The organism is Peribacillus sp. NPDC097197 (assembly GCF_050278025.1).
Taxonomy (GTDB): domain Bacteria; phylum Bacillota; class Bacilli; order Bacillales; family DSM-1321; genus Peribacillus.
Genome location: NZ_JBNNST010000001.1, coordinates 319,224 through 345,473 on the forward strand (window position 1 = coordinate 319,224; position 26,250 = coordinate 345,473).

Annotated in this window: 20 protein-coding genes, 1 other RNA gene and 1 pseudogene; 17 read left to right on the top strand and 5 right to left on the bottom strand. The window is 41.1% G+C overall.

Annotated elements, in window-relative coordinates:
* Nucleotides 1-9 precede the first annotated feature (9 nt).
* The 7 genes from ACQKL6_RS01495 to ACQKL6_RS01525 all read left to right on the top strand — a co-directional run bounded on the left by ACQKL6_RS01495 (nt 10) and on the right by ACQKL6_RS01525 (nt 7,942).
* On the top strand, nt 10-1,044 hold the full coding sequence (locus ACQKL6_RS01495; RefSeq protein ID WP_402870748.1) for a sugar-binding transcriptional regulator: 1,035 nt from the start codon (nt 10-12) through the stop codon (nt 1,042-1,044).
* Nucleotides 1,045-1,079: 35 nt separating this feature from the next.
* Nucleotides 1,080-2,087, top strand: a complete 1,008-nt coding sequence (gene gap, locus ACQKL6_RS01500; protein ID WP_402870751.1) for a type I glyceraldehyde-3-phosphate dehydrogenase — start codon at nt 1,080-1,082, stop codon at nt 2,085-2,087.
* Nucleotides 2,088-2,287: 200 nt separating this feature from the next.
* Nucleotides 2,288-3,472 carry a phosphoglycerate kinase gene (locus ACQKL6_RS01505; protein ID WP_427650383.1) on the top strand — a complete coding sequence of 395 codons (1,185 nt, stop codon included), beginning with the start codon at nt 2,288-2,290 and terminating at the stop codon, nt 3,470-3,472.
* 47 nt (nt 3,473-3,519) lie between these two features.
* Nucleotides 3,520-4,281 (top strand): triose-phosphate isomerase, encoded by a 762-nt coding sequence (tpiA, locus tag ACQKL6_RS01510; RefSeq protein WP_402954493.1) that lies wholly within the window; start codon nt 3,520-3,522, stop codon nt 4,279-4,281.
* Nucleotides 4,274-5,809: a 2,3-bisphosphoglycerate-independent phosphoglycerate mutase gene (gene gpmI / locus ACQKL6_RS01515; RefSeq protein WP_427650385.1), complete on the top strand. Its 1,536-nt coding sequence runs from the start codon at nt 4,274-4,276 to the stop codon at nt 5,807-5,809. Before tpiA ends, gpmI begins: the two co-directional genes overlap by 8 nt.
* 27 nt (nt 5,810-5,836) lie before the next feature.
* Nucleotides 5,837-7,132, top strand: a complete 1,296-nt coding sequence (gene eno / locus ACQKL6_RS01520) for a phosphopyruvate hydratase (protein WP_402870762.1) — start codon at nt 5,837-5,839, stop codon at nt 7,130-7,132.
* A 171-nt stretch (nt 7,133-7,303) separates the two neighbouring features.
* A complete protein-coding gene (locus ACQKL6_RS01525; RefSeq protein ID WP_427650387.1) occupies nt 7,304-7,942 on the top strand; it encodes a hypothetical protein in 639 nt (212 codons plus the stop codon).
* A 167-nt stretch (nt 7,943-8,109) separates the two neighbouring features.
* On the opposite strand, the gene ACQKL6_RS01530 is transcribed toward ACQKL6_RS01525, so the two are convergent.
* Together ACQKL6_RS01530 and ACQKL6_RS01535 are read right to left on the bottom strand one after the other, a co-directional pair.
* The gene (locus tag ACQKL6_RS01530) at nt 8,110-8,928 is read right to left on the bottom strand and encodes a M15 family metallopeptidase (RefSeq protein WP_402954484.1); all 819 of its coding nucleotides are present in this window, start codon (nt 8,926-8,928) and stop codon (nt 8,110-8,112) included.
* Between the two features lie 55 nt (nt 8,929-8,983).
* Nucleotides 8,984-9,532 (bottom strand): hypothetical protein, encoded by a 549-nt coding sequence (locus tag ACQKL6_RS01535; RefSeq protein ID WP_402954481.1) that lies wholly within the window; start codon nt 9,530-9,532, stop codon nt 8,984-8,986.
* A gap of 177 nt (nt 9,533-9,709) precedes the next feature.
* On the opposite strand from ACQKL6_RS01535, the gene secG reads away from it, so the two are divergent.
* The 5 genes from secG to ssrA all read left to right on the top strand — a co-directional run bounded on the left by secG (nt 9,710) and on the right by ssrA (nt 14,239).
* Nucleotides 9,710-9,943: a preprotein translocase subunit SecG gene (secG, locus tag ACQKL6_RS01540; RefSeq protein ID WP_402870772.1), complete on the top strand. Its 234-nt coding sequence runs from the start codon at nt 9,710-9,712 to the stop codon at nt 9,941-9,943.
* 133 nt (nt 9,944-10,076) lie between these two features.
* A complete protein-coding gene (locus ACQKL6_RS01545) occupies nt 10,077-10,823 on the top strand; it encodes an alpha/beta hydrolase (protein WP_402991322.1) in 747 nt (248 codons plus the stop codon).
* A gap of 33 nt (nt 10,824-10,856) precedes the next feature.
* Nucleotides 10,857-13,226, top strand: coding sequence for a ribonuclease R (gene rnr, locus ACQKL6_RS01550; RefSeq protein WP_427650388.1), 2,370 nt, complete (start codon nt 10,857-10,859; stop codon nt 13,224-13,226).
* A 59-nt stretch (nt 13,227-13,285) separates the two neighbouring features.
* Entirely contained in the window at nt 13,286-13,753 is a 468-nt protein-coding gene (smpB, locus tag ACQKL6_RS01555; protein WP_402870780.1) for an SsrA-binding protein SmpB, read from the top strand.
* A gap of 123 nt (nt 13,754-13,876) precedes the next feature.
* Nucleotides 13,877-14,239, top strand: a transfer-messenger RNA (tmRNA) gene (gene ssrA / locus ACQKL6_RS01560).
* A gap of 126 nt (nt 14,240-14,365) precedes the next feature.
* On the opposite strand, the gene ACQKL6_RS01565 is transcribed toward ssrA, so the two are convergent.
* On the bottom strand, nt 14,366-17,080 hold the full coding sequence (locus tag ACQKL6_RS01565; protein WP_427650389.1) for a class I SAM-dependent DNA methyltransferase: 2,715 nt from the start codon (nt 17,078-17,080) through the stop codon (nt 14,366-14,368).
* A gap of 753 nt (nt 17,081-17,833) precedes the next feature.
* On the opposite strand from ACQKL6_RS01565, the gene ACQKL6_RS01570 reads away from it, so the two are divergent.
* The 5 genes and pseudogenes from ACQKL6_RS01570 (at nt 17,834) to ACQKL6_RS01590 (ending at nt 24,584) form a co-directional block, all read left to right on the top strand.
* On the top strand, nt 17,834-19,594 hold the full coding sequence (locus ACQKL6_RS01570; RefSeq protein ID WP_427650390.1) for a methyl-accepting chemotaxis protein: 1,761 nt from the start codon (nt 17,834-17,836) through the stop codon (nt 19,592-19,594).
* Between the two features lie 302 nt (nt 19,595-19,896).
* Entirely contained in the window at nt 19,897-20,241 is a 345-nt protein-coding gene (locus ACQKL6_RS01575) for a hypothetical protein (RefSeq protein ID WP_427650392.1), read from the top strand.
* A gap of 97 nt (nt 20,242-20,338) precedes the next feature.
* Complete coding sequence (locus ACQKL6_RS01580) at nt 20,339-21,328, top strand: ketoacyl-ACP synthase III (protein WP_427650393.1); 990 nt, start codon at nt 20,339-20,341, stop codon at nt 21,326-21,328.
* Nucleotides 21,329-21,524: 196 nt separating this feature from the next.
* Nucleotides 21,525-23,179, top strand: a pseudogene (locus tag ACQKL6_RS01585) (FAD-binding dehydrogenase).
* Between the two features lie 415 nt (nt 23,180-23,594).
* Entirely contained in the window at nt 23,595-24,584 is a 990-nt protein-coding gene (locus ACQKL6_RS01590) for a nuclease-related domain-containing protein (RefSeq protein WP_402990065.1), read from the top strand.
* 15 nt (nt 24,585-24,599) lie between these two features.
* On the opposite strand, the gene ACQKL6_RS01595 is transcribed toward ACQKL6_RS01590, so the two are convergent.
* Both ACQKL6_RS01595 and ACQKL6_RS01600 read right to left on the bottom strand, forming a co-directional pair.
* A complete protein-coding gene (locus ACQKL6_RS01595) occupies nt 24,600-25,649 on the bottom strand; it encodes an Mrp/NBP35 family ATP-binding protein (RefSeq protein WP_402870809.1) in 1,050 nt (349 codons plus the stop codon).
* 123 nt (nt 25,650-25,772) lie between these two features.
* Nucleotides 25,773-26,246: a DUF1641 domain-containing protein gene (locus ACQKL6_RS01600; RefSeq protein WP_402870812.1), complete on the bottom strand. Its 474-nt coding sequence runs from the start codon at nt 26,244-26,246 to the stop codon at nt 25,773-25,775.
* Nucleotides 26,247-26,250: the final 4 nt, after the last annotated feature.

Consider the following 26,250-nt stretch of genomic DNA (forward strand, 5'->3'; position numbering starts at 1 on the left):
AGTTTTAACATGCATACATTACTCGAAGTACAAAGAAAATTATTGCCCGATTTCCTTTCGGTTATGCAAAAAAGGTATGATATCCTGCGTTATATCAAAATGTTGCAACCAGTGGGAAGGCGAAGTCTGGCTGTGAGCCTTAATTTGACGGAGCGGACCCTTCGAAGTGAAATTGATTTTCTAAAAGGTCAGAACCTCATAAATATATTTAGTTCTGGCATGTTGCTTTCTGAAGAAGGGATTGAAATCCTGGAAAAATTGGAAGGAATAATGCGAGAAGTAATGGGTATAGACATTATGGAGCGGCAATTGCAGGAAATGCTACAGGTTGACGAGGTCATTATCGTCTCAGGAAACTGTGATGAATCGCCTTGGGTAAAAAAAGATTTGGGTAAAGCCTGTGCAAACCGTATGAAGCGGGAATGGAGCATGAAAAACACCATAGCGGTTACTGGCGGGTCGACAATGGCCGAAGTAGCCAATTCTTTATCACCAGATGAAGCATCGATGCAATTGACATTTGTTCCAGCCCGAGGGGGTCTTGGTGAAGCAACACAGAACCAAGCAAACACGATTGTAGAAAAAATGGCACATAAAGCTCGCGCATCATACCGGGTATTGTATGTACCCGATCAGCTAAGCGATGAGTCGTATGCTTCCTTCATGAAGGAGCCTGCCATGAAAGAGGTCATCACCAAAATTAAATCTGCAGATATGATTATCCATGGTATCGGTGATGCTTTAGCGATGGCTAAGCGAAGAAATACAACACCTGATATGTTAAAAAAGCTACATGATGGAAATGCTGTAGGTGAAGCGTTTGGTTATTATTACGATGAAGATGGAACTGTTGTCCACAAAGTCTTGACCGTCGGCATTCAATTAGAGGATCTTAGCCCAGAAAAGCGAGTGATAACTGTCGCTGGTGGAAAGACTAAAGCGAAGGCAATCCGTTCCTATATGAAGGGCGCTCCTTCATCCACGGTTTTGATTACGGATGAGGCAGCAGCAATGGAGTTAATTCAGGGATATCATACCCTTTAATAAAATATTTTCGAACTTAAGAGGAGGAATTTTTCATGACAGTAAAAGTTGGTATTAATGGTTTTGGACGTATTGGACGTAACGTATTCCGCGCAGCATTAAAAAATCCAGAGGTGGACATCGTCGCTATTAACGACTTAACGGATGCTAATATGTTGGCACACCTTCTACAATATGACTCCATTCATGGTTCTCTACAAGAGAAAGTAACAGTGGACGGGGATTACCTGGTAGTTGATGGACATAAAGTCAAAGTATTGGCTGAACGTGATCCAGCACAATTAGGTTGGGGCGAACTTGGCGTAGAAGTTGTCGTTGAATCAACAGGACGTTTTACAAAACGTGCCGATGCAGCTAAACATTTAGAAGCTGGTGCGAAGAAAGTCATCATCTCTGCTCCTGCCTCTGATGAAGATATTACAATTGTCATGGGTGTAAATGAAGAAAAATATGACGCAGCAAACCATCACGTTATTTCAAATGCATCTTGTACGACAAACTGCTTAGCTCCTTTTGCTAAAGTCCTTCAAGAACAATTTGGTATTAAACGTGGAATGATGACAACTGTTCACTCATATACAAATGACCAACAAATTCTAGACTTACCTCATAAAGATTATCGCCGTGCACGTGCAGCTGCTGAAAATATCATTCCGACAACAACAGGTGCAGCTAAAGCTGTAGCGCTTGTCCTTCCTGAGTTAAAAGGAAAATTAAATGGTATGGCAATGCGTGTACCTACACCAAACGTGTCTGTAGTGGACTTAGTGGCTGAGCTTGAAAAAGACGTGACAGCTGAAGAAGTAAATGCAGCGTTCAAAAAAGCGTCTGAAGGCGAACTTAAAGGCATTCTTGAATACAGTGAACTTCCACTAGTATCTGGTGACTATAACGGAAACCCATCTTCTTCTACAATTGATGCGCTTTCTACAATGGTCATGGAAGGTAACATGGTAAAAGTATTATCTTGGTATGATAATGAAACAGGATACTCTAACCGTGTTGTAGACTTAATTGGATATCTTGCTAAAAAAGGTCTGTAATTCGCTTAAATTATGAATAGTAAAAAACCTCACGAAGGTGAGGTTTTTTTTATAACAGCATAAAAAACGCTTGTTTTTGGATAATTATCCGTTTACAGATTATAATGGAAAAGAGAAAAAGGGAGTTGGAAAGTCGTTGACTCCCTTTTTACTAATAGAGTGGAAAATATAGTAACTATATCTAAGGAGGTTCTTGGATTATGAATAAAAAGTCGATTAAAGATATTGAATTAAAAGGAAAACGCGTATTTTGTCGAGTGGACTTCAACGTTCCGATGCAGGATGGTAAGATTTCCGATGATACGAGAATCAAGGCTGCATTACCGACCATCAATTATTTAATCGAACAAGGGGCAAAAGTTATATTAGCCAGTCACCTTGGTCGTCCTAAGGGACAAGTTGTCGAAGAATTACGCTTAGCTCCCGTTGCCGAAAGATTGAGCCAGCTGATCGGCAAAGACGTGCAGAGAGCTGATGAAGCATATGGAGAGGCCGTACAATCAATCATCGAAGGGTTAAAGGATGGCGAGCTTCTATTGCTGGAAAACGTACGCTTTTATCCTGGGGAAGAGAAGAATGATCCAGAATTGGCGAAGGAATTTGCTAAACTTGCGGATGTCTATGTCAATGATGCTTTCGGGGCAGCTCACCGTGCCCATGCGTCAACAGAGGGAATTGCCCACCATCTTCCAGCCGTTGCCGGATTGTTGATGGAAAAGGAACTTTCCGTTTTAGGAAAAGCATTATCCGAACCTGATCGTCCATTTACCGCAATCATCGGTGGAGCTAAAGTGAAAGATAAAATCGGCGTCATCGAAAATCTTTTGGAAAAAGTGGATCACTTGATAATTGGCGGTGGATTGGGTTATACCTTTATTAAAGCCCAAGGCCATGAAGTTGGCACGTCGTTATTGGAAGAAGATAAAATCGAACTGGCCAAGTCATTCATTGAAAGTGCGAAGGAAAAAGGCGTCAAAATGCACTTGCCGATCGATGCGGTCGTTACAGCGGAATTTTCTCCTGATGCGGAAACGGAAATTGTCGATATCGATTCAATCCCAAGTGATAAAATGAGTCTTGATATTGGACCTAAAACAAGTGAACTTTTTGCAGATGTCATTAAAGGATCTAAGCTGGTCATTTGGAACGGACCGATGGGAGTCTTTGAATTTGATAAATTTGCGAATGGTACGAGAGCGGTTGCTGAAGCCTTAGCGGATGCAAAAGATACATACAGCATCGTGGGCGGCGGCGATTCAGCGGCAGCAGCGGAGAAGTTCGGTCTTGCCGAGAAGATGTCCCATATTTCAACGGGTGGCGGTGCCTCTCTAGAGTTCATGGAAGGTAAGGAATTACCAGGCGTCGTGGCTTTGAACGATAAGTAAGAATGACAATCCGAGAAAATAACAACTCTAGAAGGGATGGAGAACGAATGAGAAAACCGATTATTGCAGGTAACTGGAAAATGAATAAAACATTATCAGAAGCGACCGGGTTTTTAGAAGAAGTCAATACACTAATTCCAAAAGCGGATAAGATTGATTCGGTAGTCTGTGCTCCGGCATTATTTTTGAATCAACTTGTTCAATCAGCACAAGGAACAGATGTGAAGATTGGTGCACAAAATATGCACTATGAAGAAAATGGCGCATTCACTGGAGAAATCAGCCCGATTTCCCTTGCTGATATCGGCGTTTCCTATGTCATCCTTGGTCATTCTGAACGCCGTGAAATGTTTAATGAAACGGATGAAGCCGTGAATAAGAAAGTGCATGCCGCTTTTAAACATAACCTGACACCTATCGTTTGCTGTGGGGAAACACTTGAGCAAAGGGAAGCTGGCGAAACCAATGATTTCGTTGGAGGGCAGATTGAAAAAGGCCTTGCCGGTCTAACTGAAGATCAATTGAAACAAACGGTCATCGCCTATGAACCAATTTGGGCCATCGGAACTGGCAAGTCATCATCTGCTGAGGATGCCAATGAAGTGTGTGCCCATATCCGTTCAGTTGTGGCTGACAAGTTTTCTAAAGAAGCGGCAGAAGCGGTGCGCATTCAATATGGTGGTAGTGTGAAACCTGAAAACATCAAGGAATATATGGCTCAACCAGATATCGATGGTGCTTTGGTTGGTGGCGCAAGCTTGAAACCCGATTCATTTTTACAATTGTTGGAGGCTGGTCAATATGAGTAAATCGCCTGTCGCTCTTATCATCTTAGACGGCTTTGGATGCCGGAAAGAAGAAGAGGGAAATGCAGTTTATCATGCAAAAAAGCCTAATTTCGATCGATTTTGGGAACAATATCCTCACTCGCATTTAACTGCAAGTGGGGAAGCGGTTGGTCTACCTGCGGGCCAAATGGGGAATTCTGAAGTAGGACACTTGAATATCGGCGCAGGGCGGATCGTCTATCAAAGCTTGACGCGTGTCAATCTTGCCATTCGTGAAGGCGAATTCGCGGAAAACCCAACATTACTTGATGCCATGACCCATGCCAAGGAAAAGGGTACGGCCCTTCACTTGTTCGGTTTACTTTCAGATGGTGGCGTACACAGTCACATTGAGCATTTATATGCCCTTCTGAAGCTGGCAGCGAAAGAAGGCGTCAAAGATGTATTTGTTCATGCATTTTTGGATGGCCGAGATGTCGGACCGAAAACGGCAAAAGGGTATATTAAAGATGCCGAAGCCAAAATGAAGGAAATTGGTGTAGGACAATTTGCTACCATTTCCGGACGCTATTACTCGATGGACCGAGATAAACGATGGGAGCGCGTGGAGAAATCATACCGTTCCATGGTATACGGAGATGGACCAGCATACGGTTCGGCAATGGAGTGTGTGGACGATTCGTATGAACATGGTATTTTCGATGAGTTTGTGATTCCTTCTGTCATTACCGCTGAAGATGGTAAGCCTGTAGCGACAATACAGGACGAAGACGCCGTTATTTTCTATAACTTCCGTCCAGACCGTGCCATTCAAATATCCAATACGTTCACGAACAAGGACTTCCGTTCATTCGATCGTGGTCCGGGACATCCTGAGCACCTTCATTTTGTCTGTTTGACACATTTCTCGGAAACTGTTGACGGATATGTTGCTTTTAAGCCGACAAATCTTGATAATACAATAGGAGAAGTACTTTCTCAAAACAATCTTACACAGCTTCGTATCGCTGAAACGGAAAAATATCCACATGTGACATTTTTCATGAGCGGTGGCCGTGAAGAGAAGTTTCCTGGCGAAGAGAGAATCCTAATTAATTCTCCAAAGGTTGCTACATACGATCTACAACCTGAAATGAGTGCCTATGAAGTGACGGATGCTTTGCTGGAGCAAATTGAGGCGGACCGCTTTGATGCGATTCTCTTGAATTTTGCCAATCCGGATATGGTTGGTCACTCAGGGATGCTAGAGCCTACTATTAAAGCGATTGAAACCGTCGATGAATGCCTTGGTAATATTGTCGACCTAATCGTTGCAAAGGGCGGTACAGCCATCATCACGGCCGATCACGGAAATGCCGATGAAGTCGTGACGCTTGAAGGGAACCCAATGACAGCACATACAACAAACCCTGTACCTGTCATTGTCACAAAAAATCAGGTAACATTAAGAACAGGTGGAATTCTAGGTGATTTGGCTCCAACGATGCTTGATTTGCTTGGAGTTGAAAAACCTGTCGAAATGACGGGTAAATCCCTATTATCTAAATAAAACAGCAATAAAAAAGGAGAGATTTAAATGCCGTATATCGAACATGTATATGCACGCGAAGTACTAGATTCACGTGGTAATCCAACAGTAGAAGTAGAAATTCAAACAGAGTCAGGATACTTTGGCCGTGCGATCGTGCCATCTGGTGCATCAACAGGAGAACACGAAGCGGTTGAACTTCGTGACGGAGATAAATCTCGTTACCTTGGCAAAGGGGTACAAAAAGCAGTTGATAACGTAAATAATATCATTGCTGAAGCAGTCATCGGCTTGGATGTAACCAATCAAGCTGGTCTTGATTTAACGATGATTGAATTAGATGGAACAGAAAACAAAGGGAACCTGGGCGCTAATGCGATTCTTGGTGTTTCCATGGCCGCTGCCCATGCTGCAGCAGAATTCTCAGGACTACCATTGTATCGCTACCTTGGAGGATTCAATGCTAAACAACTTCCGACTCCAATGATGAACATCATTAACGGTGGATCACATGCGGACAACAATGTGGACTTCCAAGAATTCATGATTCTTCCTGTCGGTGCTCCTAGCTTTAAAGAAGCCGTCCGTATGGGTGCAGAAGTATTCCATGCATTGAAATCGGTTCTTTCATCTAAAGGCTTAAATACAGCTGTTGGTGATGAAGGTGGATTTGCGCCAAACCTTGGTTCAAACCGTGAAGCCCTTCAAGTTATCATCGAAGCAATCGATAAAGCTGGTTACAAAGCTGGCGAAGACATCTATCTTGGTATGGACGTTGCTTCTTCTGAGTTCTATAACAAAGAAACAGGCAAATACGACCTTGCTGGCGAGGGACGCAATGGCGTGACTTCTGAAGAAATGGTCGCTTTCTATGAAGAGCTAGTGAATGAGTTCCCAATCCTTTCTATCGAAGATGGCTTGGACGAAAATGACTGGGATGGTCACAAGCTTCTAACGGAACGCCTTGGAACAAAGGTTCAATTGGTTGGTGACGATTTATTCGTTACGAACACGAAAAAATTGGCTGAAGGTATCGAAAAAGGTATCGGCAACTCCATCTTAATCAAAGTAAACCAAATCGGTACATTGACTGAAACGTTCGATGCCATCGAAATGGCTAAACGCGCTGGTTATACAGCAGTCGTTTCTCACCGTTCAGGTGAAACAGAGGATGCAACGATCGCTGACATCGCTGTTGCGACAAATGCAGGGCAAATCAAAACAGGTTCCATGTCCCGTACGGATCGTATTGCTAAGTACAACCAACTTCTTCGCATCGAAGACCAACTTGGTGACTTGGCTGTCTATGGTGGCTTGAAATCTTTCTATAACTTGAAGAAATAATGAAAAAAAGGCGCCGCTTCTGACGAGAAGCGGTGCCTTATTTTTTTTGCTGTCACAATCATCATCAAACCCACTCCTCATATTTTTGATAATGATTTTAGTATAAATTTCCAATATACTACAATTTAGAGAACGGTAAATATAACCGTGGGAATAGGAAGGACTGGGGCGATGAAAAAGCTAATTAGGAAACTCTTATTTTATGGGGCTTCATTGTTGTTATCAGGAATGCTTGTAGGATGTGCTGGCAAAGAATCCACATTGGGTTCTTTAGAAAACGATGTCATGACGAATTCAGAAGAAGTATCCGGCATAGATGAGAGTAGAGCAACAGATGAGCTAGGGGGGGCAGATGACGAAGCGGCGAATGACATCGCTCCCTCACCGGAAAGTGATGGGAAACAAACAGGTGATAAGAAAGGGAAAGAAACACTATCCATGTACTCTACTGAACAGATTGAGTATGCTAGAATTTGGTTGCAGCTTGGCGCGAATCAGGATGTTGATGAATTGAATGTGAGGCATTTTCCGGCAGGCACTCCGCTCAATCCTAATGATGACACAAGTGCTGCCTATCCAAAAGATGTTGTTCAGTTAGCAGGTTCTCGCTTGGTGGATGGATCCGTTACATATTCTAGCAATGGGGACGGTACGATTCATGTATATAATGTCCCTTTACGCTGGGACGGCAGGTATCCCGCTGGTGAAAAGTTCTATACAGACCTGATTACCCAAACAAAGCGCGTGTACGTTGACCCGAGTGAGGATGAAAGAATCATAGAATTAATCCAATTGTTACGGGTTCATTAATATCCCCGTGTTGATCAAGGGAGAGCAGTGAATTACCATTGAAACTAGAGGCACTTTCTTTTGTTCCATAAACGTCTAAAGCTAGAGATGCCAGCAAGTAATGGGTTTAATCAAACGTTTGATTAAACTCAAAAAAAGGGGCGTCCACCCTCGGACACCCCCATTTGTTATTTCTTAGTACTGGCTTCTACCGGTACAGCGTTATAATATTCTTCCAATGTACTGTTGGCCTCAAATATCTCTGTAGCGACATCGACACCGACGTAGCGGATGTGCCATGGTTCATACTTGTAGCCCGTGATATCCTCTTTCCCCTCAGGATACCGGATGATGAATCCATACTCGTGGGCGTTCTTTGCAAGCCATGCAGATTCTTCTGAGTCACCAAAGCAGTCTTGGGCAGCACAGGCCCCGTCATGTGTTGTGACATCAATGGATAACCCTGTCTCATGCTCGCTTGTTCCAGGCAGGGCACTGTATGTTTTAGCCTTTTCTTCGCCGTCCTGTGCGACATAGTTGCTGAAGATGGCGATCTGAGTTTGGTGCGAGCGGTAAGCGGAAACGCCGGCTAGATGCATATTGTCTTTTTCAGCCGCTTGGAACATTTTCTCTAGCGCTTTACCGGCTTCTTTTCTCATCATCCGTTTCTCGATTTTATCCTCGAAGATGAAATCGACTTTTGGATAGATCAGGTCAGTCGGTTTGTAACTTTCGGGAAGGCTGTATTGTTTATTGACCAAGACTGGTATACTTTCAGGCTCGGCTAATGTCTGAAGGCCTTCCTGGGCAGGTTTTGCCGTTGTATCGACGGCAACTTGATGTTTGACTTGCCCTGCAGAATCATCCTTCTGCGTTTCTTCTGAGGCATTCTGGGATGATTGTTCTTCTTTTTGTTCTTTCTTCTCATCCGATGAAAAATCGAACGAACATCCAGCTAGTAAGATGAAGGAAGAAAGAGCGGTTGCGGTGAATATAGGTTTTAACATACGAAAAGCTCCTTGGTATAAATAAGATTTCCAAAAAAATAAGGTTCTAAGAATATTATCGGGATAAATAGTCCCTTGTTAACTCCCGCTGGTATTTATCTAGAAACAAGCCAATCCAGATGATCATCAATAAAAAAGGAAAATCATTACGGATGGCGGCTTCGACCACGGGGGTTGTCCAAAAGTGGGAAAGGAACCCGGAAGCACTGTTCATCGTAACTGTTTCAAAGCTGACAAGCGCATGTAAGGCGAGCCAGAGAATGGTAAGCGTATTCGTACCAAACCCTATGACGGCGGCTATGATACTCAATAAAAAGGCCGCTAATCCTAGTAATAAGACGCTGATGCCCGATTGGAAAAAGTCGATGCTGCTATCTGAAAGTCCATTATAAATAATAGCAGTAAAATAAATGGTTGTCGTGATATATGCAGTAAATAATAAATATCGGTTTCCATGATACTTGGCTAGAAGCAGTAGAAGTGGTGAGAGAATGATTAACAGGACACTTATTAAATTACTGCCGTTTGCCCAAAGGGAGTAACCGGCTACCGCGGAGAATAGGATGGTCAGTATATCAAGAATCCGGAGTATGGGCTTAAACATAGGAACACCTCTTTCTTCTCTTTTAAGTGAATTATCTCAAATTTTGATTCAAAAAGAAAACAATGACGATGAAGTCTAGGAATTCTTTCCATTATTCCATAACAATGATTGTGGATACCTTATGGGTGTGGTAAAGTTAAGGTAATTGTTTATTGGTTCTTCAGGAGGTGTAATTGCATGCATGCATTACTCATAACGCTTTTGGTGATTGTCAGTATCGCGCTTATCGTGACGGTATTGCTTCAATCAGGAAAAAGTGCAGGTTTATCAGGTGCGATTGCTGGCGGTGCTGAGCAGTTATTCGGAAAGCAAAAAGCACGCGGCTTAGACCTTGTTCTTCATCGGGCAACTATCGTATTAGCTGTTTTATTCTTTGCTTTAACTTTACTTGTTGCGTACTTTGATGTGTAATGGATCAAAAAATGAGTCTAGCTAAATAGCTAGGCTTTTTTCTTTGCACAATAGTTGCAGGAATAGCTATAGTTAATTTAGAAATTATAAAACAAGTAGATATGACAGTTACAGTTAAAGGAGCCTATTACATATGAAAATGAAGCTGCAAAAGCCCTTTACCTTTGAAGGTGGAAAAAGGGCGGTCTTACTTTTACATGGATTTACGGGTAATTCCGCCGATGTACGAATGCTTGGACGATATCTCGAAAAGAGAGGATATACCTGCCATGCGCCGCACTATAAAGGACATGGTGTCCCACCTGAAGAATTGGTGGAAACGGGTCCTTCTGACTGGTGGAAAGATGTGATGATGGCCTATGATTTTCTAAAAGAAAAAGGCCATACGGAAATTGCTGTTGCCGGACTGTCATTAGGAGGCGTATTTTCTCTCAAATTAGGTTACACTGTACCTATAAAGGGTATCGTATCAATGTGTGCGCCTATGTATATCAAAAGTGAAGAAGCAATGTATAAAGGAGTATTGGACTACGCTAGAGAATTTAAAAAGTACGAGGGAAAAGAACAAGATCAAATCGAAGAGGAAATGGGCCGCTTTGCTGATAAACCCATGTGTACATTAAAAGCTCTTCAAGAATTGATAACGGATGTACGTGAGCACGTAGATCATATCTACGCACCGACTTTTGTCGTGCAGGGTCGACATGATGATGTTATCAATTCAAAAAGTGCCGATATTATTTATGAAGCTGTCGAGTCGCCCGTTAAGCAAATCAAATGGTATGAAGAGTCCGGCCATGTCATCACCCTTGATAAAGAGCGTGAACAGCTGCATGAAGATGTATTAGAATTTTTAGAAAGCCTGGATTGGTCCGAATAATAAATTAATCATACCCTGAATAGGAGGGTTTTTATGGAAGATAATATTCAAGAACATATAAATAAGCTTCTGACATACATGAAAGATGAAGCATATAAGCCACTTACGGTACAAGAATTAGAAGAGGCCCTTAAAATCGAAGACTCGGCGGACTTCAAGAATTTCGTGAAGGCACTAGTTAAGATGGAAGAAAAGGGGTTGGTGGTCAGGACGAGAAGCAATCGTTATGGCCTGCCTCAAAAAATGAATCTATTCCGAGGTAAGTTAACCGGACATGCAAAGGGATTTGCCTTTGTGACGCCGGAGGATAATCCGGGAATGGATGATATTTTCATCCCGCCGAATGAAACAGGAACAGCAATGCATGGAGATATTGTCATGGTCCGGGTTTCTTCGGAAACATCTGGTTCAAGACAGGAAGGTACAGTCATCAGGATCCTTGAACGTGGGATCAAACAAGTGGTTGGTACATATTCTGAAAGCAAAAGTTTCGGATTTGTCATTCCAGATGATAAGAAAATCGCCAATGATATCTTCATCCCCCAGCATGCTTCCCATGGAGCGGTGGAAGGGCATAAAGTTGTCGTCAAGCTTACCTCTTATCCGGAAGGACGCGTCAGTGCGGAGGGGGAAGTCATTGAAATCCTCGGTCATAAAAATGATCCAGGTGTAGACATTCTATCCGTCATCCATAAATATGGCCTTCCGATGGAATTCCCTGAAGATGTGATGGAGCAGGCTAATGCCGTTTCGGATACCATCAAAGAATCCGAAATTGGAAACCGCCGGGATCTACGAAATGAAGTATTGGTTACGATTGATGGAGCAGACGCGAAGGACTTGGATGATGCTGTTGGAGTGACTAAACTTGAAAACGGCAACTATAAGCTTGGCGTACATATTGCCGATGTCAGCCATTATGTGACAGAAGGTTCACCGATTGATAAGGAAGCTCTTGAAAGAGGGACGAGCGTGTATTTGGTTGACCGGGTCATTCCTATGATCCCGCATCGTTTATCGAATGGGATTTGTTCATTGAATCCGCAGGTCGATCGCTTCACGTTATCGTGTGAAATGGAAATCACACCGGATGGGGAAGTCGTTTCACATGATATTTTCGATAGTGTCATTAAAACCGCGGAACGGATGACATATGGAAATGTGAACAAGATTCTTGTCGAAAAAGACGAAGAACAAATGGAACGCTATGAATCCCTTGTTCCAATGTTTCAGAATATGGAACAATTGGCTGCCATCCTTCGTAAAAAACGGATGAATCGCGGGGCAATCGACTTTGATTTCAATGAGGCCAGAGTGATTGTTGATGAAGAAGGCCACCCAACGGATGTAGTTTTACGTGAAAGATCAGTCGCAGAGAAGCTGATTGAAGAATTCATGCTTGCTGCTAATGAAACTGTTGCAGAACACTTCAACCGTCTTGATGTGCCATTCATTTACCGTATTCATGAGGATCCGAAACCGGAGAAATTACAACGTTTCTTTGAATTCATCACGAACTTCGGATATATCGTCCGTGGATCTGCCAATGATGTACATCCAAAGGCCTTGCAGGACATCATCGAAGCCGTTGCTGGTAAGCCGGAAGAAACGGTTATCTCGACCGTCATGCTCCGTTCCATGCAACAAGCAAAATATGATCCGGAAAGCTTGGGTCACTTTGGTCTATCGGCCGAGTTTTACACTCATTTTACATCACCGATCCGCCGTTACCCAGATTTGATCGTCCACCGTTTAATTCGGACGTATTTGATTGAAGGGAAACTTGATGAAGCGACTAAAGAGAAGTGGAATGCCATTTTACCGGATATCGCAGACCATACATCGAAACGCGAACGTCGATCCGTTGACGCGGAACGAGAAACGGATGATTTAAAGAAAGCAGAATATATGCTTGATAAAATCGGAGAAGAATATACAGGGATCATCGGCTCCGTTACGAACTTCGGAATGTTTGTCGAGTTGCCGAACACCATCGAAGGGCTTGTCCATGTCAGCTTCATGACAGACGATTACTACCGCTTTGATGAGCGTCAGCTTGCAATGATCGGGGAACGGACAGGAAAAGTGTTCCGGATTGGCGACGAAATCGACATTCGGGTATCCAACGTCAATAAAGAAGAACGGGCGATTGATTTTGAAATCATCGGCATGAAAGTAAGCCGTCCGCGTCCTTCAGGCGAGAAGAAAATCTTCAAGGCCAATTCAGGTCCAGGCGGCCGAAAGCGCAAAGGCGGAGATTCAAGAGGATCGGAACGCAAAGGCGGCCGTAGTGGTGACACCCGAAACGGTGGAGCGTCTTCTGACAAAAAGCCGAAAAAGAAGAAAAAGTTCTTTGAAAATGCGCCGGCAGCGAAGCGTAAAAGAAAACCTAAAAAGAGATAAAACGGAAGAGAGGATGATCCAGTCATCCTCTCTCCGATTGGATAAAAGGGGAGAGTTAGATGCCAAAAGGCTCAGGAAAGCAATTAGCGCAAAATAAAAAAGCGTACCATGATTTTTTTATCGAACAAACATTTGAAGCGGGTATCGTATTAAAAGGGACCGAGATCAAGGCCATCCGTGCAGCACGGCTGAATTTGAAGGATGCCTTTGCCAAGATAGAAAACGGCGAAATCTACCTTTACAATATGCATATCAGCCCTTATGAGCAGGGGAACCAGTTTAACCATGATCCTTTGCGGACAAGGAAGCTTCTTTTACACAAGAAGGAAATCAATAAACTGATCGGTGAAACGAAGGAAACGGGTTACACCATCGTCCCATTGAAAATGTATTTAAAAAATGGCTTCGCTAAGGTTTTAATCGGATTGGGTAAAGGGAAGAAACAATATGACAAGCGTGATGACCTGAAGAAGAAAGAAGCAAAACGTGATATCGAGCGTGCTTTCCGCGATCGTCAAAAGATGTAGGGTTACCAAGACCTTACAATTGATTTTTTGATTCAATCTGTTATAATTAAACCTGTACCGATGACAACTGAATATCAGCCAACTTGCTGACTATTCTTTTCTCGTACGCTCCATTCTTATCATGGGGACGTTACGGATTCGACAGGGATAGTTCGAGCTTAAGTTGCGAGTCGAGGGGATCGGCCTCGTTAAAACGTCAACGCCTATAACTGGCAAACAAAACAACAACCTAGCTTTCGCTGCGTAACAACAGACGTTAAGCTGTTCCTCCCTCCATGGCCCACGTGGTAGGGTAAGGGACTCACTCTAAGTGGGATACGCCGGAATCCACCGTCTGAGGATGAAGGAAGAGACCAATCAGACTAGCTGCTCTGCCGCCTGTCGATAGGCTAATGAGTTCGCGAAACGCGAATATATCGACTACACTCGTAGAAGCTTAAGTGCCGTTATGTCTGGACGTGGGTTCGACTCCCACCGTCTCCACCAATACATATATTGGTGGTTTTTTGTGTTTTGTTTAATTGAAACCATAAAGTGCCCATATGGACAATTTATGGTTGTGTCAAGCTAACTATAGTTTTTTGATGATGTATACTTATCTATACTTCTTAATCAAGAATCCTTATTTTCTGTTATCTCTTGATACAGTTTCATTAAATCAGCTACACATGTAGCTTCGGATTTCCAAATTACCCCGTATGCTTTGCATACCTGTTTATCAAGTACACGATGAACTTTTAATAAATCAATTGGCATTGTTAATGGATCATATAGCTCAGCTAAAGTATTATTCGGATATAAACTCCTTACTTCCAAAACTTTCTTTGCAGTAATTTCTATAGCCTCTTTTTGTTCCTTTGTAGGATTAGGCCAAGGAAAAGTATTATATACAATACTAGCCGAGTATTGATAATCACTTTTCATCCTTCCACCGGTAGTTCTCATCCATGCCATATGCACATTTGATGACAAAATACCAAAGTTATACATTGTAGCGTCTTTAACAATTAGGGTGCTTCCGTTAGCGATTAAGTCAGACTCAACAAACGCAATAGGGATATAACGTCTTTTTTCGGAGGAAACCTTTGGGATAGCTATATACATATTATCAGGTTGTCTAATTTCACCGAAAAGCATAGGAGAGTCAGCTAATTTGTTAGTGGCAATCCTTGAACTGGATAGTCGAAACTCCTTGGTTTTTTTTATTCTTTCCATTATAAACTTTGATTTTTTAACTATTCTTAAATCAGCATCCTTCAACCAGAGACACCACCGAGTAGTGTTATTGATTATTTCCTCCCCACCTCCGAAAGGCCTTATGAAGTTAGTTGTGTCTGGATTTTCCTTTATGCATGCATCTCTCTCGTCATTTGATAATACTAGAAATCCCGCATCAATAGGGATACTTCCATAATTGACTTTTGGACCAGCATTCAGAGGTTGCTTTCTACTTTTTATAAATACAGTTGGGGCATCTACCAAGTAAGGGTTAATATTTTTCGCAATAATTCCTTCGTCCCCGTCATAAATTACCTTTTGTTTTAGAGCGCCTGTTGAGAAACCAATAATGACACAGTGAACTGCCGCCTTTCCTTTAGCTTCATTAGTCCAAACAAAAGATCTACGAGCAAAATCAATTTTCATTTTAAATTGTTCCAATATTACTCCCCATAAAATTAGAGCTTGCTCCCCTTGAACTATACTGTTGGTAGATACAAAGGCGGTTCTGATAGGAGTACCTTGCATATATTGGGCTGCTTTATAATACCAAGCAGAAACGTAATCCAGTTTACTAACATTTTTAGTGTTTTTTCCGAAAGTATTTAGTAATTCTTCTTTTTGAATTTTATTTTGTTCTTTCTTTCCAAGAAAAGGGGGGTTACCTAATATAAAAGATAACTCTTCTTTGGCAACTACGTCTTCCCAATTAATTCTTAGTGCATTCCCTTCTTCAGGACCATAATGAATACTTGCTATATCTTTTAATGGCAATCGGTTGAATGGGATACCAAAATGATCAGCTACAAGATTATTCATTTGGTGATCCATAAGCCACATTCCTACTTGTGCAATTTGCCCTGGGAATTCTTCATATTCAATTCCATAGAATTGATTTACATTTACTTGAATATATTCTTCTAATATATTTATCATCACCAGTTGGCCACTTTTATCAATTTTCATTTTTAAAACTTCTAGTTCCAATAGACGTAGTTCTCTATATGTTACAATGAGAAAGTTTCCACAACCACATGCTGGGTCAAGAAATTTCAGTCTGGATAGCTTTTTATGAAAATAATCTAGTTGTCTCTCGTTGCTTTTAACTCGTTCGAATTCTGCATATAAATCATCTAGAAATAATGGTTTGATAACCCTTAAAATATTGCTTTCAGAAGTATAATGCGCACCTAGTTCTCGTCGTTCTTTTTTATTCATTACTCCTTGGAACATAGAACCGAAAATAGAAGGTGAAATCCCACCCCAATAAAATCCGCAACAGTCTAATAAAATCTTTCTAGCTTTACTATTAAAAGAAGCCGGACGGAGTGTTTCTTTAAATAAACCTCCATTAATATATTCAAATGAACGTACATCCTCTGGGAGTAAATTTGAACGATTTTCTTTTGGGGTATTCAGAACATCAAATAGTGTAGCTAGGCGACCAGATAAATCAGAACCATCAATTGCAGATTCTAATATGTACTGATGAAACTGATTTTTGTGGAATATCCCTGTATCATCGGCGAATAAGCAGAATAATAATCGGACTAGATATACTTCAAGTTCATGTCCAGTATATTTATTTTCCTTCAATATGTCGTGTAATGCAGACATCTTATATGCAGCTTTGACATTGAGTTCCTTATCTACGAAGAAATCTAATTTTGTTGCTTGTTCAGTTAAAATCGAAAGTTTCTTAATATGCTTCGAAAGATCTTTTACTTTGAAGTTCCATTGTTGGTTAGTGGTTTGTCTATAAAGACGAATGTTTTCAAAATCACAAACCATAATATATTCGGGTAAATCTTCATCGTTAGCAATAGAAAAGGCATAGGATCTTGCTTGGTCAAAGGCTTTTTCTAAACTTTTTCCTCGAGATTTCATTTCGATAAGTATACGGCCCTTCCATAACATATCTATATAGCCATTTCTTCTTTCACCTTGAGTTACCTTGAATTCAAATGTGCCAATCCGCTTTGAATCAACTCCAAAACAAGCTAAAAGTTCATGTACAAATAATTGAGCATCTGCTTCTTCTCTGCTAGCACCTTTCCATCTTTTAGAAAATGCGAGTGCATTTATTTTGATATCATCCCAACCTAACAATTAAATCCCCTCCATTCATCTAATATCGGTTTTATTTAATTTTATAACATACCCTAGAGATAAGATATGGTGTAAAAATTATTATCTTTGTATAATCCAAAGCATATCGGTTTAGCTGACGATTGTGTAATTTCATTAAATAGAGAAAATGAAATTATTTCTATAAAATCCTAATATTTTTATTGGAAAAGGTTACAACAATGACTTTAAATGCTTATGTAAAACAAAATAAGCATAATATGAAAAAGAAAATACTTAAAGAGCTTTAATGTTATTTGGAATAACAGACAATTTATGGTTATGTATTTGACTTTCAGACAAATTATAGTTTTAATTTTGTTTGATTTAGTTAGTTGCATTATTAATAAAACGATTATTATGGACAGTTTATGATTAAATCAGTGGCCATTTTATAGTTGAACTTACAATAATAAAATAAATTCCCTCTTTTTATTCTCCTAATACTCCTATAGAGCCAAATGCGTCAACTACTAAAGAATAAGCACCTTACTAATGAATATCCTCTCCCAATAGAACTATCCTAATAATTTTGATTCCTAACAATTAAAATAATTCCTTTATATCATAGGAAAAATCCATTTTTCTAACGAGATATACGCTGGATTTCTTATGGTTACCAGATAGTGGATTTTATAATTTAAAATATCTGCCGATAACTATTTAGAGAAAACTCTTATCCGTTCAACGTACAAGAGAGTGGTCAACATTACTAGATATAAGGGAGAGTTAGAAATGGATAACTCGATAGACAAATCGGAAAGTAAGAACGAGCCAAGGAATAAGAGGCGGAAGCTAAGAAAAATGCAATTCAAGCTTACCTTAGGCGCAAAAATAAATTTCATTGTATTAGGAATCATATTGCTTTTTTCCGTAATCGTAGGTGCTGTGGTAGTGCAACAAGTATCAAAAGGAGTTAAAACAGTATCAGTCGAGAAAGCAAAAGGAGATTTAGCTTCAGCTTACAGATTCATAGATACGAAGTATCCTGGAGATTGGAAAATCGACGGAGGAAAATTATATAAGGGTACTGTGGCAATGAACGGGAATTTCGACCTCGTTGATACTATTGGAAAAGATACCGGTGACACAGTTACATTATTCCAAGAAGACACCCGAGTTGCTACGAATGTGCTGAATAATGGAGAACGGGCTATTGGAACGAAAATTTCAGAAGAAGTGAAAGATGTCGTTTTAATACAAGGTAAAAATTATAGAGGTGAAGCTAAAGTGGTTGGTAGTATATTACAGACTGCTTATATGCCACTATTAGATGGAAATGGACAAGCAATCGGAGTTTTGTATGTAGGAGTATCACAAGAAATTGTTGACTCAACACTGTCATCCTTCTTCAAGATCTTCATCATAGTCTTAATCGGAATCATTGTATTATCTGGAATACTTACAATCTGGTTTACACAGAGACTTAAGAAAAGATTAACGAATGTTTCACATGTATTAGAATTAGCAGGCAAGGGAGATTTCAGATCTGTGTTAAAAGACAATGGAACAGATGAAATCAGTGTATTATCAAATCATTTTAATCTCATGAGTAATAATCTTAAAACCATGATTCAAAAAGTTTTGCGGACTTCCGAGCTAGTTGCCTCCTCATCAGAACAACTAACAGCTGGTACGGAACAAACAAGTAAGGCTACTGAACAGATTACGGAGTCTATACAAGAAGTAGCTAGTGGAGCAGAAAGTCAAACGATTTCAATAGAAGAGACTGGCGAGGCGATGGAAGAAGTTTCACAGGGTATTCAGACCATGGCCAATAATTCTGCCGAAATTGCCCTTGCAGGCTCTCATGCCTCTGAAAAGGCTTATGATGGTGAAGGGTTTGTTAATAAAACTGTGAATCAAATGAAAGCTATTCATACTTCTGTTCATGAAAGCGGCGAGGTAATTAAATTGCTAGGCAAGAGGTCTAAAGAAATCGGTGACATCACAAAGGCAATTACAGAGATTGCGAATCAAACGAATTTACTTGCATTAAACGCAGCAATTGAAGCGGCAAGAGCGGGTGAACAAGGTAAGGGGTTTGCAGTAGTGGCAGACGAAGTGCGTAAGTTAGCGGAACAATCACAGAAATCAGCTATCCAAATTTCGGAATTAATTATTGAAATTCAAGGAGATATGGAACGGTCTAATTTTTCTATTAATCAAGTAAAAACAGATGTAAATGAAGGACTTGAAATTGTTAGACAGACTGAAGAAAGCTTTAGTGATATTCGTCTCGCATTGGATAAATCGGGTAAACTTGTCCAACAAATGGCATTCATATCTGAAATCATTTCTGCAGGCGCCCATGAGGTTTCCTTAACAGTTGCTGATATCACGAACATTTCAAAAGAAACATCTATGCATTCTCAAAATGTTGCTTCAGCGACAGAGGAACAATTAGCCTTTATGCAAGAAATCACTTCATCAGCCAATGCACTTACCACTATGGCAGGCAACCTTCAAGAACTAGTGGACCAATTCAAAGTGTAAATATAAAAAAAGCATCAAGTTATAATGAACTTACCTGTACCCCAATTGTATCTAACAAATGGGGTGCAGTTTTTCTGAGGATAAATCTTACAAAAAAATAAAAGTGTTAAAACGTCAATTGAGTGCGCAAACAGGGGACATACGCTTTTGATCTTTCCTTCACCGAGAGAATATTAAATGACTTTTGATGTTAAAAAAAATATAGAGTGGCCGATAAAATATATATAGGTAAAAGGAAATGGAACATTATACTCATTTCAGGACGGATTTATATTTCATCTACTTAAAAGGTGGGGTTCATCATGACTAAGAAGTACGATATTAATATCAATTCAAGCAAAAAGGTAATAGAGATGTTTGTAGGTGGTTCATTTACACCAGCCGACGCACAGGCATTCACGAACGATTATCACAAAATGGTAGGGTCAATCGACGCATCTGTTTACACATTGGAAATTGATTGTACGACAATGAATGTCGTTACATCGCAAATGATTCCTGAATTAGAAGGTTCTTATAAACTATATAAACAGTCCGGATTCAAAAAAATCATCTTCAAAATTAAAGATAGTACAATCTTGAAAATGCAATTGGCACGTTTAGCGCGAAATACGGGTCTTTCACAAGTAGAAGTAGTGAAAATATAAAAGATGCTCGTCCTAAAAAAATCTTTGCTTTTAAAAGAGATAAGAAACTTCACAGGTTCTAAATGTCATAAAATATAAAGGGGAAACTCAACACGATATGTCTTACATCAGAATTAAGAACGTCGCAATCTATCACCCGGAAAAATCCGTAAGTAATGATTTTTACCTAAAACATTTCCAAGAGAAAAAAGGAAAAAACATTCAAAACTTTTTAAATGTTATGGGAAGAAAAGAACGGTATTTGATTGATAATGATGAAGAAAATGGCTTAACGATGGGAATTGAAGCAGCTAGACGGGTGCTTCAAAAAGCTAACTTGTCAGGAAAAGATATGGATATGATTGTATTTAGCACCCAGATTCCTGAAACCACTTATCCAACTAATGCAGTGCTTGTCCATCAAGCAATAGAGGCAAATAATCATACGATTGTTTTAGATTCCAATGCAAACTGCGCTGGTATGTCAGTGGCAGTAGATCAAGCTAGTCGATATATGTTATCCAATCCTTATGTTAAAAAAGCATTAATCGTGGGTTCAGATTACAATTCATTATTGAGTAGCCCGGATGATGAAATTACATATGCTAATTATGGAGATGCGGCTGCGGCAGTGATTCTAGAAAAAACAGAAGAAAATACTGGTTTTATTGATTCCATTTATTATACGGATCCGATGCATCAAGAATTCATTAACTATCCGGCAAACGGATTGTCAAAGACACTAAAAGGCACGGGCAACGGAAGATATATAAAATGGCTTCCTTTTGATGCTTCAGATTCTCTACCGCCTACATATAATATGATCAATCAGATTCTAGAAAGAAATAACTTGAAGGTAAGCGATATTAAATCCTATTGTTTCTCTCAATTCGCTTTAGGGAACATCCTTAAGATTCAAGAAAATCTGAAAATCGAGGATAAGCAAATTACCTACGTGGGAGATCGCTTTGGATACACAGGTACAAGTAGTCCTTTCATTGCGTTTCATGAAGCAATAGAAACGGACCAGATTCAACGCGGTGACTATGTCTTGTTCTGGACTGTTGGTGCAGGTTTTGAATTGATTGCTATATTATTTAAGTATTGAACCACGCGCATTTTCATTATGAAGAAGTCTTGTAAACATATATTTTAAATCATATATCGGTTGAAAACCAATGCTTAAATTGTCGTAGACAGTTTAGGCATTTTTATATTTAAGAAGGAAATCACGATCTTGCAGGGAATAAGGACTAAAGCATAGAATCGAAGGCGGGTACATTTTAAAAAACGGGGGAATATAAATGGAAATAGACGTAATCGTTGTCGGAGCTGGTCTTGCAGGGTTAGTGGCCACGGCGGAGCTAGCTGATGCAGGAAAGCGGGTCTACTTTTGGATCAAGAGCCTGAAGCGTCTATGGGTGGGCAGGCATGGTGGTCTTTTGGTGGTTTATTCCTTGTGGATTCACCTGAGCAGCGTAGGCTTGGAATCAGGGACTCTAAGGAACTTGCTTGGCAGGACTGGCTGGGGACCGCTGGTTTTGATAGGGAAGAGGACGAAGATTATTGGGGCAAGAAATGGGCGGAGGCGTATGTCGAGTTCGCTGCCGGGGAAAAAAGGGAATGGTTATCTGCCCAGGGTATACGCTTTTTTCCGGTAGTCGGATGGGCTGAGCGTGGTGGCTATCTGGCTGAAGGCCATGGCAATTCGGTTCCGCGGTTTCATATCGTATGGGGGACAGGGCCTGGCATCGTTAAACCGTTTGAAGAGAGAGTTCGCAGGGCAATGGAAAAGGGGCTTGTCGACTATCGACCCCGCCATCGGGTCAATGAATTGATGACGGAAAATGACGCGGTAATCGGGGTGGGAGGATCGATACTCGTTCCAAGCTCGGCAGGCCGAGGTGAGGCGAGTTCCCGGGAAGTGGTCGGGGATTTTACATTTCATTCGAAGGCTGTTCTTGTCACAAGCGGTGGAATTGGTGCCAATCATGATTTGATTAGAAGAAACTGGCCTGCCCGACTTGGGAAAGCGCCGAAGACGATGATTTCCGGTGTACCGGAGCATGTGGACGGAAGGATGCTGGCCATCACGGAAAAAGCGGGTGGGAGGATTGTCAACCGCGACCGGATGTGGCACTATACGGAAGGAATCAAAAACTGGGACCCGGTTTGGGATAAGCATGGGATTCGCATTCTCCCAGGTCCGTCGTCGCTTTGGCTGGATGCAAAAGGACGACGATTTCCAGCCCCGAATTTTCCTGGGTTTGATACGCTGGGGACGCTTGAGGCGATCCAGAAGACCGGATATGATTATTCCTGGTTCATCTTGACGCAGAAAATCATTGAAAAAGAGTTTGCGTTGTCAGGTTCTGAACAAAACCCCGATTTGACGGGGAAGAGCATTCGAAAGGTTCTATCTCGTGTACTGCCCGGTGCTCCAGCTCCCGTACAAGCTTTTATGGATATGGGAGAGGACTTTGTCATTGCAGGTACAGTATCGGAACTAGTAGACGGGATGAATAAGATTACTGGGGAGAACTTACTGAGTGCTGAAGAGATTGAAAGGCAAATTTTAGCGAGGGACCGGGAGATTGACAACAGATTCACGAAAGACCTGCAAATCACGGCCATGCGGGGGGCACGAAATTATATCGGTGACCGATTTGTGAGAGTGGCTTCTCCCCATAAAATCCTGGACCCAAAAAAGGGCCCGCTAATTGCTGTACGGTTACATATAGTCAGTAGAAAGACGCTGGGAGGATTGCAGACGGATTTATCTGGTCGAGTCCTTAACGCAATAGGAAAGCCAGTGCCAGGACTTTATGCAGCAGGCGAAGTATCCGGATTTGGAGGTGGCGGTGTCCACGGTTATCGCTCCATGGAAGGGACATTTCTGGGTGGGTGCCTATTCTCGGGGCGACAGGCTGGACGTGCGATTGCAGATAATATAGATTGATGGACTTGCCTGGGCGCTGGTCCTTTTTTTGTCGAAAAATCGATATAATATGCAATTGCGAAGATAAAATCCTGTTTGTGAAGATAAATATTCGGAAAGCGAAGATAAAGTACTTACTTTGGTAGATATAACTATTTTCACAATTAGAATCCAAAGTTTGAAGATAAAACGTCAAAGGACGGACTGTAATATCAGCAAGTCCTTAATGAAATTTATCTGATATAGTCGAAAAATCGATATATCAGATAAATGGGAAGATAAAAGAGCATTTTCTGAAGATAAAATCCTATTTGTGAAGATAAATATTCGGAAAGCGAAGATAAAACTCATTCGGAGGATATAAATCGAGAGTTTAAAGGAATATCACGTTCTGCCATAGAATTTATGGAGAGAATAACAAGATTGGAGTGATCAAATGATTATAAGGGAACGTAAAATCCCGCTTTCTATCCTGAAATTACAGGCTTTGTTGCGCAGGCTTCCACCAGCCCATCCGAAAATCCCCTTTATTATGAGTGAACTTAGTAAAAAGGAAGCTGGCTATAGGGGAGAGTGCGCTATCGATTTTCCTTTGAGTTTTCTTGAAACGAAGGAGTATTTCATATTCCATGATATCAGGTTACAGGATCAAACTCGTTTTTTCCAAATTGATACGTTATTACTATCCAGAAAATTCATCCTCGTCATCGAAGTGAAGAATATAGCAGGTTCCCTCTATTTCGATTCCACTTTTAATCAGCTCATACGGACGAAAGACGGAAAAGAGATGGGGTTTCCAGATCCCCTGATTCAAATTGAGCGTCATGAATCACAATTGAAGAGTTGGCTTATGAAACATGGGCTGACAGAACCCCCAATTTACTCTCTGGTCGTAATTAGTAATCCTCAAACAATTATCCGCACGAATCCTGAAAACCGCAATCTTCATTACAAAGTCATCCATCGTGATACCCTACCTTTTAAAATCCACCAAATCGAAAAATCCATCAACCAACCAAGTCTCAGTGATAAAGAATTGAAAAAAATCATCAAGATCATCAATAAGCATCATATTGAAGCGGATGCTTCCGTTCTCGAACGGTTCAATCTTTCCATGGAGGACCTTATAAGAGGAGTCATCTGCGAGAAGTGTTTGATGTCTCCATTATTGAAGCAGCGTAGGGAATGGAAATGCTCCAGGTGTGAGCACGAGAGTAAAGACGGACATATCCGAGCGTTAAAAGATTATTACTTCCTACTCGGTCCCACGATAACGAATCGACAATTAAGGGAGTTTTTACGTATTTCATCTTCTGCTAGCGCGACGAGAATTTTGCGTTCCATGAATCTTGTCAGTGAGGGGATGAATAAGGGGAAAGTGTATAGGTTGCCTTTCGAATATGAAAAAGAGGCTGACTCCAATTGAGCCAGCCTCTACCTATTAGGATTGATTAACTAAGTCTTCCGCTAATGATGCGAAAGTTTCACCAATGTAGGATTCTTCATCAAAAACGTTGGCGTCGTTGTTTTCTTTACGGTTCGAGAATGGGATGGTCGCGATCACTTCTGTTCCAAGACGTTTCGCAAGCATTTCTCCGCCGCCTTTTCCGAACAGGTAGTTCTTCGATCCATCTTGTTCTTCAAAGTAAGCCATGTTTTCGATTATACCGACGATTTCATGTTTCGTATGCTTGGCCATTGCACCTGCTCTTGACGCAACAAAAGAGGCGACATTATGTGGTGTAGTTACGATGATTTCTTTACCTTGTGGAATCATGGCAGCGACATCAATCGCTACGTCACCTGTACCAGGAGGTAAGTCAAGCAACATGTAATCTAATTCTCCCCAGTGCGTGTTCACAAGGAAGTTTTTGATCCACTTGTTCAGCATTGGTCCGCGCCACATTACAGGGTTATCATCGGCTGCAAAGAAGCCCATCGACATGACTTTCACACCATGGCTCTCAACCGGGATGACAGTTTGGTCGATCATCGTCGGCTTTTGGGTGATGCCCATCATTGCAGGAACGCTGAATCCGTAAATGTCAGCATCCAGAATACCGACGCGCTTGCCTAGACGTGCTAGTGCAACCGCAAGATTGATTGTCACGGTAGATTTACCGACGCCGCCTTTACCACTTGTGATGGCAATGAACTTCACGCCTGAATCAGGAGCAAGCATCTTTGGCATACCGGTTTCGGTCGTCGCATTGCCTTTTAATACTTTCGTCAATGTTTCCCGTTCTTCTTTGGTCATTGAACCAAATTTCAAGGATACACTTAAAGCACCGATTTTTCTTAAAGAGCTCTCGATATCATCTTGAATCTTAGCTTTTAGTGGACATCCTTGAATGGTAAGGACTACTTCTAGTGAAACATGTCCCTCCATGATTTTAATGTTTCGAACCATATTCAGTTCAACGATACTTCTATTCAATTCCGGATCTTGAACGTGTTTTAAGGCATCTATGACGTTTTCTTTTGTTAGCATTTCATCCGTCCTTTATAGTTATTATTTTAAAAAAGACTCAAAAGAGGCTGATGCCTCTTCTAAGCCTTCATTCTATTTATTGTTTACATTCGACTTGGGGATAGTCTGTTTAAATTATTGTTACTATTTTAGTTCTTTACCCATTCCTTTTAAGAAATGGACGCCGAAACCAATTGCTCGATTAATGTCGGGGTCGTTCAATACTTTTACTAAACTCATCACACCGATTTTTTTATCGGTCTCAATGAATTTGCTACCTTCATCGATGCCGGCAAGTGCGCTGCTAAGAAGCTTTGTCACTTGGTCGGTATCAGCCTTCATCAAGGCTCCAGTTGCACCCATAAGCGTATTGATTAAGTTGGTTACGGGTTCTCTGGTTACTTGTCCAAGAGCGACTTTTGCTATTTGTTCTTTTCCTCTAAGCATAGAAGTGGCGGCATCAAGCACGCCAGAGTCGTTCAGCTCACCGAGGATGTTAAACAGACTGTTTAACACCTCTTCATTATCGGTGACTAGCATTTTTAGTTCTTCGATTTTCTGTAACTTGATATCTTCCTCTGTTATAGGATTATGGATTTCCGTGATAGGAGCTGCCATGATC